Origin of the sequence: uncultured Xanthomonas sp., assembly GCF_964278005.1 — a bacterium.
GTDB classification, from domain to species: domain Bacteria; phylum Pseudomonadota; class Gammaproteobacteria; order Xanthomonadales; family Xanthomonadaceae; genus Xanthomonas_A; species Xanthomonas_A sontii.
In genome coordinates this window covers 194973-207610 of record NZ_CAXYKF010000023.1, presented here as the reverse complement: position 1 = coordinate 207610, position 12638 = coordinate 194973, and the positions used below count along the sequence as shown (strand labels likewise).

Annotated in this window: 12 protein-coding genes; 10 read left to right on the top strand and 2 right to left on the bottom strand. The window is 70.1% G+C overall.

All coding sequences use genetic code 11. The features are described from left to right. Positions 1-84: 84 nt before the first annotated feature. The gene (gene def / locus ACHWVH_RS15270) at positions 85-597 is read right to left on the bottom strand and encodes a peptide deformylase (protein ID WP_010340689.1); all 513 of its coding nucleotides are present in this window, start codon (positions 595-597) and stop codon (positions 85-87) included. 138 nt (positions 598-735) lie between these two features. Here def and ACHWVH_RS15265 point away from each other — a divergent pair, with 138 nt between their 5' ends. The 9 genes from ACHWVH_RS15265 to ACHWVH_RS15225 all read left to right on the top strand — a co-directional run bounded on the left by ACHWVH_RS15265 (position 736) and on the right by ACHWVH_RS15225 (position 10882). Continuing rightward, positions 736-1869, top strand: coding sequence for a LysM peptidoglycan-binding domain-containing protein (locus tag ACHWVH_RS15265; protein ID WP_017912905.1), 1134 nt, complete (start codon positions 736-738; stop codon positions 1867-1869). Positions 1870-1950: 81 nt separating this feature from the next. Further along, complete coding sequence (gene dprA / locus ACHWVH_RS15260; RefSeq protein ID WP_394687490.1) at positions 1951-3105, top strand: DNA-processing protein DprA; 1155 nt, start codon at positions 1951-1953, stop codon at positions 3103-3105. A 43-nt stretch (positions 3106-3148) separates the two neighbouring features. Continuing rightward, positions 3149-3622, top strand: coding sequence for a DUF494 family protein (locus ACHWVH_RS15255; protein WP_010340686.1), 474 nt, complete (start codon positions 3149-3151; stop codon positions 3620-3622). Between the two features lie 21 nt (positions 3623-3643). After that, positions 3644-4366 (top strand): pilin, encoded by a 723-nt coding sequence (locus ACHWVH_RS15250; RefSeq protein WP_394687489.1) that lies wholly within the window; start codon positions 3644-3646, stop codon positions 4364-4366. A 39-nt stretch (positions 4367-4405) separates the two neighbouring features. Then, on the top strand, positions 4406-5347 hold the full coding sequence (locus ACHWVH_RS15245; protein WP_148829210.1) for an RDD family protein: 942 nt from the start codon (positions 4406-4408) through the stop codon (positions 5345-5347). A gap of 239 nt (positions 5348-5586) precedes the next feature. Then, positions 5587-8073: a DNA topoisomerase I gene (locus ACHWVH_RS15240; RefSeq protein ID WP_295964115.1), complete on the top strand. Its 2487-nt coding sequence runs from the start codon at positions 5587-5589 to the stop codon at positions 8071-8073. Positions 8074-8361: 288 nt separating this feature from the next. Beyond that, positions 8362-8922 (top strand): Sua5/YciO/YrdC/YwlC family protein, encoded by a 561-nt coding sequence (locus ACHWVH_RS15235; protein ID WP_017914937.1) that lies wholly within the window; start codon positions 8362-8364, stop codon positions 8920-8922. A gap of 554 nt (positions 8923-9476) precedes the next feature. Beyond that, positions 9477-10232, top strand: coding sequence for a DUF4124 domain-containing protein (locus tag ACHWVH_RS15230; RefSeq protein WP_267100262.1), 756 nt, complete (start codon positions 9477-9479; stop codon positions 10230-10232). Beyond that, entirely contained in the window at positions 10232-10882 is a 651-nt protein-coding gene (locus tag ACHWVH_RS15225; RefSeq protein ID WP_267085810.1) for a DUF4124 domain-containing protein, read from the top strand. The genes ACHWVH_RS15230 and ACHWVH_RS15225 overlap by 1 nt, the downstream gene beginning before the upstream one ends. A gap of 649 nt (positions 10883-11531) precedes the next feature. On the opposite strand, the gene ACHWVH_RS15220 is transcribed toward ACHWVH_RS15225, so the two are convergent. Beyond that, positions 11532-12305 (bottom strand): SDR family oxidoreductase, encoded by a 774-nt coding sequence (locus ACHWVH_RS15220; RefSeq protein ID WP_017914851.1) that lies wholly within the window; start codon positions 12303-12305, stop codon positions 11532-11534. 66 nt (positions 12306-12371) lie between these two features. Between ACHWVH_RS15220 and ACHWVH_RS15215 the strand changes: the two genes are divergently transcribed. After that, the gene (locus ACHWVH_RS15215; protein WP_226975218.1) at positions 12372-12599 is read left to right on the top strand and encodes a hypothetical protein; all 228 of its coding nucleotides are present in this window, start codon (positions 12372-12374) and stop codon (positions 12597-12599) included. The last annotated feature ends 39 nt before the right edge of the window (positions 12600-12638 follow it).

The window sequence follows — 12638 nt, the reverse complement described above, 5'->3', positions numbered from 1 at the left end:
GGGGAATGGGAAAAGCGCGCGGACCCGGAAATGGCACGGGCACCGCGCTTACGATTCCCGTGTCTCCATTCCCGGTTCCCGGCCTCAGGCCACGTGCTTGCGCGCCTTGGCCAGCTTCTTGCGCACCATTTCGCGCTTGAGCGGGGACAGGTAGTCGACGAACAGCTTGCCGTCGAGGTGGTCCATCTCGTGCTGCACGCACACCGCCAGCAGGCCGTCGGTGCTCAGTTCCTGCGGCTGGCCCTGGCGGTCCAGGTAGCGCACGGTGATGGCGTCGGCGCGGGTCACGTCGGCGTAGATGCCGGGAACCGACAGGCAGCCTTCCTGGTACACCTGTTCGCCGTCGCGCTGCACGATCTGCGGGTTGATGAACACCTGCGGGGCGTTCTTCTCCTCGCTGACGTCGATGACCATGAAGCGCTTGTGCACGTCGACCTGGCTGGCGGCCAGGCCGATGCCGGGCGCGTCGTACATGGTCTCGAACATGTCGTCGAGCAGGCGTTGGAAGGCTGCGGAGGTGACCTCGGCGGCGTCGACCGGCACCGCCTTGGTACGCAGGCGCGGATCGGGGAATTCGAGAATGGGGAGCAGGGCCATAGCGGTACCCAAGATGGGGGCGCCGGACGATTCGGCAAGACCTGCGGATTCTACCCGTTTCTGCGCCCGCCGCTTGCGCCCGCACCAGGGTTCTGCACTATAGTGCGCGAACCTGTTGGGGAATCAGGCTCCGCGCTCATGTTCAATCGACTCCGTACGGTCGTCGCCGTGGCGATGCTCACCGTGGCGACCTACGCTGCTTCCGCCAGCATGGCCGCCGAACACCCCGACACCTACGTGGTGCGCAAGGGCGATACGCTGTGGGACATCGCCGGGCGCTTCCTCGGCAAGCCCTGGCTGTGGCCGGAAATCTGGCAGGCCAATCCGCAGGTGCACAACCCGCACCTGATCTACCCCGGCGACGTGCTCAGCCTGGCCTACCTGGACCGGGTGGCGCATGCCGAGGTCAAGCCGGGCCCGCGCCAGGACGCGCCGATCGACGCGATCCCGCTGGCGCAGGTGGAGCCGTTCCTGAAGAACCTGCGCGTGGTCGACCGCATCGACAACCTGCCCTACGTGGTCGGCACCGAAGACAACCGGCTGCGCGCCACCGACGGGCAACTGGTCTACGCGGTCGGCCTCGGCCAGGCGCAGGCCGGCCAGCGCTACGCCGTGGTCCGCCCGACCGTGCGCTACCTGCTGCCCAAGCTCAGCGACGACCTCGACGCCGAAGGCCGCAGCATCCCCGGCAGCGGCAACCTGTGGCAGACCTTCGTGCCGCCGGACAAGCGCCGCGAGACCCTCGGCTACGAACTGGCCCAGGTCAACATCGGCACCGTCGCCCGCGTGTCCGCCGACGGCCGCCAGGCCACCGGCCTGCTGCTGCAGGACAACGCCCGCGAAGTGCGCGCCGGCGACCGCCTGATTCCGGTCGAGGCGCAGCCCTACGACCTGCAGTTCGTGCCGCATCCGCCGTCCGAGCAGGCGATGGCCGCCGGCCTGCGGGTGCTGGCGGTGGCCGACGCGTTCAGCGCGGCCGGCCCGCGCGACGTGATCGCCATTTCCGGCGGCCGCCGCGAAGGCATCGACAACGGCACCGTGGTGTCGCTGTGGCGCCACGGCACCCGGGTCAACGACCGCGTGCGCCACCCCAACACCTCCCGCGCCGACGACGGCTTCACCGGCGGCAGCGGTACCGTGGCGCTGCCGGACGAGTACGCCGCGCACGCGATGGTGTTCCGCACCTTCGACAAGGTCAGCTACGCGCTGGTGATGGACGGCATCAAGCCGACCCGGATCGGCTACGACGTCAAGCACCCGGACGCGCGCTGACCCGCGGCTGGGGACTCCCCCTACAGCGATTGCAGACGGCGCCCGAGGGCGCCGTCCGCGTCTGCGGCCTAGGCTGGGCGCATGTCCAGTCCGGTCATCGCCCCTACCCACACACCCGCCGACCCGGCCCTGCTGCGCCTGTCGCTGGCCGGCGGCGCCAGCGCCCCACGCCGGCTGCTGCTGGAGCAACACGGCAGCCCGGCCGCGGCGCTGGCCGCCGGTCCCGCCGGCTGGCAGGCCGCCGGCCTGGATGCGGCGCAGATCGCCGCGTTGCAGCGGCCCGACCGCGCCGCGCTGGACACCGCCGAGCACTGGCTGGCGCAACCAGGTCGGCACCTGCTGGGCTGCCACGATGCCGACTACCCGGCCCTGTTGCGGCGCACGCCCAATCCGCCACTGGCGCTGTACGTGGACGGCGATCCCACGGTGCTGTGGCACCCGGCCGTGGCCGTGGTCGGCAGCCGCGCCCCCAGCGCCGGCGGCCGCGACAACGCCTACGGCTTCGCCCTGGCCCTGGCCACGGCCGGCTTTGCGGTGACCAGCGGCATGGCCAGCGGCGTGGATGCCGCCGCGCACCGGGCCGCACTGTCGCGCGCGGACGGGCTGACCGTGGCGGTGGTCGGCACCGGCCCCGACCTGGCCTACCCGCGCCAGCACGCCGCCCTGCGCCGCCAGATCGCCGAACGCGGCGCGGTGGTCAGCGAGCACCCGCCCGGCACGCCGGCGCGGGCGGGGCACTTCCCGGCGCGCAACCGGATCATCGCCGGACTGAGCCTGGCGACCCTGGTGATCGAGGCGGCCACCCGCTCCGGCGCGCTGATCACCGCGCGGCTGGCCGCCGAGGCGGGGCGCGAGGTATTCGCCCTGCCCGGCTCGATCCACAATCCGCTGGCGCGCGGCTGCCATCGGCTGATCCGCGACGGCGCCGGGCTGGTGGAAAGCGCCGAGGAGGTGCTGGCCGGGGTCGCGCCCCTGGCCGCCGCACTGGCCGACGCCTTGCGCGGGCGCCTGAACGCCCCCACACAGGGAGCCAGCACCGCGCACGGCGCCACGCCGGCCTTCTCCGACCCCGACTACCAGCGCTTGTGGCAGGCGCTGGGCCACGACCCCATCTGTATGGATTCAGTGATCGCACGCAGCGGATTGACGGCCGCAGCGGCGTCCTCCATGCTGCTGGCCATGGAACTGGATGGCTACGTGGCGGTCGAACGCGGTCGTTACACCCGCAAACCCTAGTTTCTTCACCTCCACAGCGTCTCGCGACGCAGGCCGAGGGGCAATGAAAGAGAGCATTCTGGATGTCCTGCTGTACCTGTTCGAACACTATTTCAGCGAAGACGCGGATCCGGTCCGTGATCGCGACTCCCTCCAGAATGGCCTGATCCAGGCCGGTTTCAGCCCCACCGAGATCAGCAAGGCGTTCGACTGGCTCGACGCCCTGGCCGACCAGCGCCCAGCCGTGGCGCAGCCGCGCATCGATGGCCCGATCCGCATCTACCACGGTCCGGAACTGGACAAGCTCGACGTGGAATGCCGTGGCTTCCTGCTGTTCCTGGAGCAGCACGGCATCCTCGACAGCGACCAGCGCGAGCTGGTGCTGGACCGGGCCATGGCCCTGGATCAGGACGAACTGGATCTGGACGACCTGAAGTGGGTGGTGCTGATGGTGCTGTTCAACCAGCCTGGTGCCGAGGCGGCGTACGCGTGGATGGAAACGCAGATGTTCGTCGACGAGCCGGAGCCGGTTCACTGAGTCGCTGACGGTCGCGCACGGATGCACGAAGACACTTCCCCATTGGCGATCTGGTACTACGTCGATGCCGCGCGCGAGCGGCACGGCCCGTTGCCGGCGTCCGCCCTGCTGGAACGCCTGCACGACGGCCGCCTGCAGCGCGAGACCCTGGTCTGGCGCGAAGGCCTGCCGGAGTGGCGGCCGCTGCACGCGGTCGCCGCCGAACTGGGCCTGCCCGACGCCCCCACCCCGCCGCCCTTGCCGCCACCGCTCCAGACGGCCGCGCCCGTGCCCCCCGCTGCCACCGCCGCGCCGCGCAGCGGCCTGTCCGGCTGCGCGATCATGGCCATCGTCGGCACCATCGTCGGCGTGCTGCTGGTGGCGTCCCTGGGCATCGCCGCGGCGATCGCCCTGCCCGCCTACCAGGACTACCTGGCACGCGCGAAGGTCGCGCAGGCGCTCGACCACCTGGCGCCGCTGAAGGACCAGATCGCCGCCTTCAATGCACAGGAGCACCGCTGCGCGGTCAACGGCGACACCGGCTTCGGCGCACCGCAGAGCTATGCCGGCGACACCATCGCGCAGGTGCGGGTCGGCCGCTTCGACAACGGCCACTGCGGCCTGGAAGCCACCCTGCACCTGCCCGACCACAAGCGCCTGGATGGCAAAGCGCTGTGGCTGGACTACGATGAGCGCACGTCCGCCTGGAACTGCAGTTCCGACCTGGACGATCGCGTCCTGCCGGTCCACTGCCGCGGCGGCTGACCGGCGCACCGTTTTCGACTGCAACTCCCGGGGAACAGAATGACTGAGTGGTACTACGCCGACGCAGCGCAGCAGCGCCATGGGCCGCTAGCGGCCGCCGACCTGCAGCAGCGCTTCCAGCGCGGCGAGATCGGATTGTCCACCCTGGTCTGGCGCGAGGGCCTGAGCGAATGGCGCACCCTGGCCGAGTTCGTCGACGAACTCGGCCTGACCCAGGCGCCGGCGCCTGCGATTGCCCCGATCGAGGTTGACGGAGAGACTCCTCCTCCGCCCCCGGCCGCGACCGTCCCCGACGCCTGGACCGCGCCCGCGCCGGCCGTGGCGGCGTCGCCCTACGCGGCGCCCAGCGCCGTGCTCGACGGTGGCGCGCGGGTGGTCGGCGGCGGCGAGGTGGTGCAGGCCGGTTTCTGGAAACGCGTGGCCGCCTACCTGATCGACGCGTTCCTGGTCGGCATCGTCGCCAACGTGATCCAGTTCGTGGTGATGCTGGGCTTCTTCGGGATCACCGGCTTCGGCAAGCAGCCGGACTTCAGCACCGCCGCCGGCATCGTCATGCTGCTCCTGCTGTACCTGCTGCCGATGGCGATCGCGGCGCTGTACTACGGCCTGTTCCACGCCTCCACCAAGCAGGCCACGCTGGGCAAGATGGCGGTCGGCATCAAGGTGGTGCGCACCGACGGCAGCCGCATCACCGTGTCCCGCGGCGTGGGCCGCTACTTCGGCTTCATGCTGAGCAGCCTGACCCTGGGCATCGGCCTGCTGATGGCGGCCTTCACCGAGCGCAAGCAGGCCCTGCACGACATGCTCTGCGACACCCTGGTGGTGGACAAGTGGGCCTACACCGACCACCCGGAATGGCAGCAGCGCAAGCTGGGCACGGTCACGGTGGTGATCCTGGCCCTGTTCGGCCTGCTGTCGGCAGCGGCGCTGCTGGTGGTGGCGCTGGCGATCGGCGTGGCCGCCAAGGGCGGCTGGCACTGAGTCCGGCGGGCTCCGGGAACCCCCGCCGCCGCCCGCGCGCCTGCCCGGCCGGCAGGCGCCGGCTTGACAGCGGGCGCCGGACATGCCCACTAATAAATAAGCGCCGTAGCTGAACGCCCGGGGGTTCCATCCCGGGCGTCGGCTTCTCTGCGAGACCGCAACGCTTCACTAACCGGAGCAATTGCGCCACCCTACCGCCCCCAGGGCGTCCGCCCACGCCCATCGAAGCCCGACCCGCCATGTCCAAGCACCTGCTCATCGTCGAATCGCCCGCCAAGGCCAAGACGATCAACAAATACCTCGGCAAGGATTTCCATGTCCTGGCCTCGTATGGGCACGTGCGCGACCTGATCCCGAAGGAAGGCGCGGTGGATCCGGACGACGGCTTCGCGATGCGCTACGCGCTGATCGACAAGAACGAGAAGCACGTGGAGGCCATCGCCAAGGCGGCCAAGGCGGCCGAAGACATCTACCTGGCGACCGACCCGGACCGCGAGGGCGAGGCGATCAGCTGGCACATCGCCGAGATCCTGCAGGAGCGCGGGCTGCTCAAGGGCAAGCCGCTGCACCGGGTGGTGTTCACCGAGATCACCCCGCGCGCGATCAAGGAAGCGATGGCGCAACCGCGGCAGATCGCCGGCGACCTGGTCGATGCGCAGCAGGCCCGCCGCGCGCTGGACTACCTGGTCGGCTTCAACCTGTCGCCGGTGCTGTGGCGCAAGGTGCAGCGCGGCCTGTCCGCCGGCCGCGTGCAGTCGCCGGCGCTGCGCATGATCGTCGAGCGCGAGGAGGAGATCGAAGCCTTCATCGCCCGCGAGTACTGGTCCATCGCCGCCGACTGCGCGCATCCTTCGCAGCACTTCAACGCCAAGCTGATCAAGCTCGACGGGCAGAAGTTCGAGCAGTTCACCATCACCGACGGCGACACCGCCGAGGCCGCGCGCCTGCGCATCCAGCAGGCCGCGCAGGGCGCGCTGCACGTCACCGACGTCGCCAGCAAGGAGCGCAAGCGCCGCCCGGCACCGCCGTTCACCACCTCGACCCTGCAGCAGGAAGCCTCGCGCAAGCTCGGCTTCACCACCCGCAAGACCATGCAGGTGGCGCAGAAGCTGTACGAAGGCGTGGCGATCGGCGACGAAGGCACGGTCGGCCTGATCTCGTACATGCGTACCGACTCGGTCAACCTGTCGCAGGACGCGCTGGCCGAGATCCGCGATGTGATCGCCCGCGACTACGGCATCGCCTCGCTGCCGGACCAGCCCAACACCTACCAGACCAAGTCCAAGAACGCCCAGGAAGCGCACGAAGCGGTGCGTCCGACCTCGGCGCTGCGTACCCCGTCGCAGGTGGCCCGCTTCCTGACCGACGACGAGCGCAAGCTGTACGAGCTGATCTGGAAGCGTGCGGTGGCCTGCCAGATGATTCCGGCCACGCTCAACACCGTCAGCGTCGACCTGTCGGCCGGCAGCGAACACGTGTTCCGCGCCAGCGGTACCACCGTGGTGGTGCCCGGCTTCCTGGCCGTGTACGAGGAAGGCAAGGACAACAAGAGCGCCGAGGACGAGGACGAAGGCCGCAAGCTGCCGGCGATGAAGCCTGGCGACCGCGTGCCGCTGGAACGCATCCTGGCCGAGCAGCACTTCACCCAGCCGCCGCCGCGCTTCACCGAAGCGGCGCTGGTGAAGGCGCTGGAAGAGTACGGCATCGGCCGTCCCTCGACCTACGCCTCGATCATCCAGACCCTGCTGTTCCGCAAGTATGTGGAGATGGAAGGCCGCAGCTTCCGCCCGTCCGACGTCGGCCGCGCGGTGTCCAAGTTCCTGTCCAGCCACTTCACCCAGTATGTGGACTACGACTTCACCGCCAAGCTCGAAGACGAGCTGGACGCGGTCTCGCGCGGCGAGGAGGAGTGGGTCCCGCTGATGTCGCGCTTCTGGGAGCCGTTCAAGGAACTGGTCGAGGACAAGAAGGAATCGGTCGACCGCGCCGAAGCCAGCGGTGCGCGCGAGCTCGGCACCGATCCCAAGACCGGCAAGCCGGTGAGCGTGCGCCTGGGCCGCTTCGGGCCGTACGCGGCGATCGGCAGCACCGCCGAGGACGCCGAGGACAAGCCCAAGTTCGCGTCGCTGCGTCCCGGCCAGAGCATGCACACCATCACCCTGGAGGAGGCGCTGGAGCTGTTCCTGATGCCGCGCAGCCTCGGCCAGGACCAGGGCGAGGAGGTCAGCGTCGGCATCGGCCGCTTCGGCCCGTTCGCCAAGCGCGGCAGCGTCTACGCCTCGCTGAAGAAGGAAGACGATCCCTACACCATCGACCTGGCCCGTGCGGTGTTCCTGATCGAGGAGAAGGAAGAGATCGCGCGCAACCGCATCATCAAGGAATTTCCCGGCAGCGACATCCAGGTACTCAACGGCCGCTTCGGCCCGTACATCAGCGACGGCAAGCTCAACGGCAAGATCCCCAAGGATCGCGAGCCCGCCTCGCTGAGCCTGGACGAAGTGCAGAAGCTGCTGGAGGAAACCGGCAAGCCGGTGCGCAAGGGCTTCGGCGCCAAGAAGGCCGCCGCCAAGAAGGAAGCCCCGCCGAAGAAGAGCGCGGCGAAGAAGGCCGCCGCCGACGCCCCGGCCAAGCCGGCGGCGAAGAAGGCGGTCAAGAAGGCCGCGAAGAAAACCGCCAAGAAAACGGTGAAGAAGGCGGCGAAGAAGACCGTGGCCAAGGGCGGCTGAGCCGCTCTGCGGATGGCCCAGGGCGGCCCGACGCACCCCCTCGAATAGTACGAGCGCGGGCGCCGAGCCGCCTTCTCGCGGTGCCGACGGCGTCTCTCAGCGCCTGAAGATCCGCGACACCGCGGTTTTTCTGTGGGAGGGGCTTCAGCCCCGACGCTTTATCGGTACGGCGTCGGGGCTGAAGCCCCTCCCACAGCAAAGCGGCGGGCCGGAGACTTGCGAAAATCCCGAGCCCCGCCCAACCGACCCTCATTGTCCTTAGACGAGGACGTGCCGCATGATGCGCGCATGACCGACCTGTCCCTGAGCCATGCCGTCGCCGTCCTGCGCAAGGGCGGCGTGATCGCCTATCCCACCGAAGCGGTGTGGGGCCTGGGCTGCGATCCGCACGACGAGACCGCCGTGACCCGCCTGCTGCGAATCAAGCAGCGGCCCGTGGACAAGGGCCTGATCGTGGTCGCCGCCGAACTGGACCCGTTGCGCCCGTTGCTCGACCTGTCGGCCCTGCCGCCGGACCGGCTGGCCGCGGTGCTGGCCAGTTGGCCCGGACCGCATACCTGGATCCTGCCCGCCGCCGCGCATGCGCCGCCCTGGATCACCGGCGCGCACCAGGGCATCGCCGTGCGGATCAGTGCCCATCCGCTGGTGGCCGCCCTGTGCCGGGCCTGGGGCGGCGCCCTGGTCTCGACCAGTGCCAACCGCGGCGGCGAGCCGCCGGCACGGCAGCGCAGCGAACTGGATCCGCTGGTGCTGGGCGACCTCGACGGCCTGCTCGACGGCGACACCGGCGGCCTGGCCCAGCCCACCCCGATCCGCGACGCCGCCAGCGGCGAGATCCTGCGCGCCTGAGGCGCTGCTCTTCGGCGCGGCACGCCTGTCTTCCGCCGCGTCGGCGTCTGGCGGCAATGGCGCGATGAGCCACGCGGGCGCTTCGCGCACCGGACCCTCACCCCAACCCCTCTCCCGATGGGAGAGGGGCTAGCGCTTCCCTTCTCCCATTGGGAGAAGGTGGCCCGGAGGGCCGGATGAGGGTGCGGGCGCAGCCTCGTGCACTCAAACTACGCGAGTCGCTTCGCGCCGGACCCTCACCCCAACCCCTCTCCCAGCGGGAGAGGGGTAGCTGCTCCCTTCTCCCATTGGGAGAAGGTGGCCCGGAGGGCCGGATGAGGGTCGGGCGAAGCCTCGCGGCGACAGATCAACGCGCCAGTACTGCACGAGCGCGCCCTGGCCGAGGCCGGCGGCACCGTACAGCAGCTGCGAAATGCTGCAGGAAGCACGTTGGCCGACCCGCGGCCTGCCCGATGCGCGACAAGACCCCGCTGCGGCCCCACCCGCGCCATCGCGTCCTGAATCCCCGCTCCCCCGCCCTTTCCCTGGCTGCCCAAGGCGCGCAAGATGCGCGCATGCGCCTCCTTCTCCGCCCATTGCTGCTGCTGAGCCTGTCGTCCTGGATCGGTGCCGGCTGGGCGCAACAGACGCAGACGGTCAGCAGCGACGGCAGCAATGCGTCGGTGCGCATCTATCGCTGCATCGCCGCTTCCGGCGCGGTCAGCCTGCAGAACGCCCCCTGCGAGAACGCGCGCCAGCAGCAGGTGCTGGACATGCAGCGTCCGCGCGATCCGCCGCCGCGGCCGACCACCACCATCAGCACCGATCCGGCACGCGCGCAGGCCTCGCCGGCGCCGCTGCCGCAGCGCGAACTCCGCATCGTCACCGTGCAGCCTGCGCAGCCGATGTACGAGTGCGTCACCCCGGAAGGCACGCGTTACACCAGCGACGACAACGCCGGCAATCCGCGCTGGGTGCCGCTGTGGGCCTATGGCTATGCCGAGGGCCCGTACGCACGGCCATACGGGCGCGGCCCCGATGGTCGCTCGCCCGGCCCGCCGGGACCGCCTCCGCCCGGCGGCCCGCGCCCGCCCGGTCCACCGCCGCCTGGGGTGTCCGCCGGCGCCGGCGTGATCGTGCCGGCCGGCAGCACGATGATCCGCGACACCTGCACCGCGCTGCCCGAGCAGGAAGTCTGCGCACGCCTGAGCGATCGCCGCTGGGAACTGATCCGTCGCTACAACAGTGCGCTGCAGAGCGAGCGCCGCGCAATGGAAACCGAGCAGCGCGGCATCGATGCGCGTCTGGCGCGCGACTGCGGCGGCAGCTGATGCGGCGCGCACTCTGCCTCGCCGTGGTGCTGACCTGTGCCGGCGCCGCGCACGCCGAACCGGTGGTGTTCTATCGCTGCACCGACGCGCAGGACAACCTGACCATCCAGAACCAGCCCTGTCCCAAGGGCATGCGCCAGCAGAAAAAAATCATGCAGGGCGTCAGCAGCGCCGCACTGCCGGCCGCGATCGCCGCCCAGCCCGCGCCATCGCCGCCGCCCGCACGCGCCACGACCGCCGCGTCCACCACCACGTCTGCTGACACGCCAACCGCGGCAGACGCAGCCGCCGCGCCACCGCCACCAATGCTGCCGCCCCCGCCGCTGTACACCTGCAGCACCCGCGAGCAGGCGTCCTACATCGGAGAGGTCGCCGAACCGCCGCCGCGGTGCGTGCCGCTGCCCACGACGGACCTGGATGGCGGCCCCAACCAGGCCGGCGGCAGCGCCTGCGAAGTGCTGCGCGACCAGTGCCAGCCGCTGCCCGCCGAGCAGCTATGCGATGCCTGGAAGAACTATGTGGCCGAGGCCGAGACACACTGGCGTTTCGCCGTGCCCGACCATGCCGAGGCACTGCGCACGGAGTTCGAACGCCGCCAGCACCTGCTCGAGGCCAGCGAGTGCGGCGCGCCGGATCGCCGTGCACCGTGACCCATCGCGCTCGCGCGTGGCGGTGCAGCCGAGCCGCATCCTGTGCGCCGACGGTAGACTGTGACCCATCGCCCGCGCGCGTGGCTGTGCGCCTGTTTTCGTAGGAGCGGCTCCAGCCGCTCCTAGGCATTCCGCTGCGCGCAGTTGATCGCGTGCACCACAGCAGGCAGCGCTAAACAAAGCGCTCAGCCAAAAATCACCATCCACCACGATGCATTCGCCGGTCATGTCGCTGGCCGCCGGAAGACAAAGGAACCGGTCACCGCGGTGCGCGCGCACAGCTTCTTGTGGGAGGGACTTCAGTCCCGACGCCGTATCACCCGGGGCGTACCGCACTGCGCCTTTCATCTGCTGCCCTGCGCGCGCGCAGCCGCCACGCAAAGGGCTGAACCGCTAGAACCCGTGACGCAAAAACCACCGCCCACCGCGATGCATTCGCCGGCGATGTCGCTGGCCGCCGGCAGGCAAAGGAACAGGTCACCGCGGTGTGTGCGAACAGCTTTTTTACCAATCCCCATTCCCGATTCCCCAATCCCGGTTTTTTTGGGAGAGACTTCAGTCCCGACGCCGCACCACCCGAAACGTACTGCACTGCGCCTTCCAGCTGCGGCCATGCGCCCGCGCAGCCGCCATGCAAAGGACTGAGCCGCTAGAACCCATAACGCAAAAAGCCCCCGTCCACCGCAATGCATTCGCCGGTGATGTAGCTGGCCGCCGGCAGGCACAGGAAGCCGACCGCCGCCGCCACTTCCTCCGGTTCGCCGATGCGGCGCATCGGCGTGCGCTCGATCACCTGCTCGTAGTAGTCCGGGTCCGACAACGGCCCGGAGGTGCGGCGGGTGCGGATGTACCAGGGCGCCACCGCATTGACCCGGATGCCGTCCTCGGCCCATTCGGCGGCGAGGTTGCGGGTGAGCTGGTGCAATGCCGCCTTGGTCATGCCGTAGGGCGCGCCGCTGCGCACGTGGGTCAGTCCCGACACGCTGCCGACGTTGACGATCGCCGAGGCCGCGTGCTGCGCCAGCAGCGGATGCGCGTAGCGCGACAGTTCGAACGCGGAGAACAGGTTGGTCTCGAAGATGCCACGCCATTCGTCCTCGGTGTAGTCCACCGCGGCCTTGCTGACGTTGCCGCCGGCGTTGTTGATCAGCAGGTGCAGGCCATCGGCATGGTCCTCGACCCAGTCCAGGATCTCGCGGCGGTCTTCGTCGTCGGCGACGTCGGCGGCCAGCGCCAGGATCTCGCGCTCGGGAAAGGCCTCGCGCAACTCGTCGCGCGCCGCTTCCAGCGCGTCGAGGTCGCGCGCCACCAGCAGCAGGTCGGCGCCGAACCCGAGCAGTTCGCGCGCGATCGCCAGGCCGATGCCGGCGCTGGCGCCGGTGATCAGCGCGGTCTGTCCGTCCAGCCGCCAACGGTGCTGCATGCGCGTGCCTGTCTGCTCACATGGGAGGCGTAGGATGATACCTCCACCCTCGAGGAGGTCGCCGCCATGTCCGCACCACTGCGCAGGATGACGTTGGCATTGCCGCTGCTCGCACTGCTGGCGGCATGCAAGCCGGAGCCGCCGCAACCGCCCGATGCGCCGCCACCGCCGAAGGCCAGCGCATTGCGCAGCGCCATCGCCCAGCCGCTGGATCGCGCCAGGCAGACCCAGGCCACGCTCGACCACGCCGCGGCCGCGCAGAACGCCGCGCTCGACGCCGCCACCGCGCAATGAACAACGCCGGCCACGGGGGCCGGCGTTGCAGGAAGCAGG

Excerpts from the sequence above, each read along its gene's own strand:
- def (WP_010340689.1), bottom strand. The coding sequence starts at position 597 with ATGGCCCTGCTCCCCATTCTCGAATTCCCCGATCCGCGCCTGCGTACC.
- ACHWVH_RS15255 (WP_010340686.1), top strand. The coding sequence starts at position 3,149 with ATGAAAGAGAGCATTCTGGATGTCCTGCTGTACCTGTTCGAACACTAT.
- ACHWVH_RS15215 (WP_226975218.1), top strand. The coding sequence starts at position 12,372 with ATGTCCGCACCACTGCGCAGGATGACGTTGGCATTGCCGCTGCTCGCA.
- ACHWVH_RS15235 (WP_017914937.1), top strand. The coding sequence starts at position 8,362 with ATGACCGACCTGTCCCTGAGCCATGCCGTCGCCGTCCTGCGCAAGGGC.
- ACHWVH_RS15240 (WP_295964115.1), top strand. The coding sequence starts at position 5,587 with ATGTCCAAGCACCTGCTCATCGTCGAATCGCCCGCCAAGGCCAAGACG.
- dprA (WP_394687490.1), top strand. The coding sequence starts at position 1,951 with ATGTCCAGTCCGGTCATCGCCCCTACCCACACACCCGCCGACCCGGCC.
- ACHWVH_RS15220 (WP_017914851.1), bottom strand. The coding sequence starts at position 12,305 with ATGCAGCACCGTTGGCGGCTGGACGGACAGACCGCGCTGATCACCGGC.
- ACHWVH_RS15225 (WP_267085810.1), top strand. The coding sequence starts at position 10,232 with ATGCGGCGCGCACTCTGCCTCGCCGTGGTGCTGACCTGTGCCGGCGCC.
- ACHWVH_RS15265 (WP_017912905.1), top strand. The coding sequence starts at position 736 with ATGTTCAATCGACTCCGTACGGTCGTCGCCGTGGCGATGCTCACCGTG.
- ACHWVH_RS15230 (WP_267100262.1), top strand. The coding sequence starts at position 9,477 with ATGCGCCTCCTTCTCCGCCCATTGCTGCTGCTGAGCCTGTCGTCCTGG.
- ACHWVH_RS15245 (WP_148829210.1), top strand. The coding sequence starts at position 4,406 with ATGACTGAGTGGTACTACGCCGACGCAGCGCAGCAGCGCCATGGGCCG.
- ACHWVH_RS15250 (WP_394687489.1), top strand. The coding sequence starts at position 3,644 with ATGCACGAAGACACTTCCCCATTGGCGATCTGGTACTACGTCGATGCC.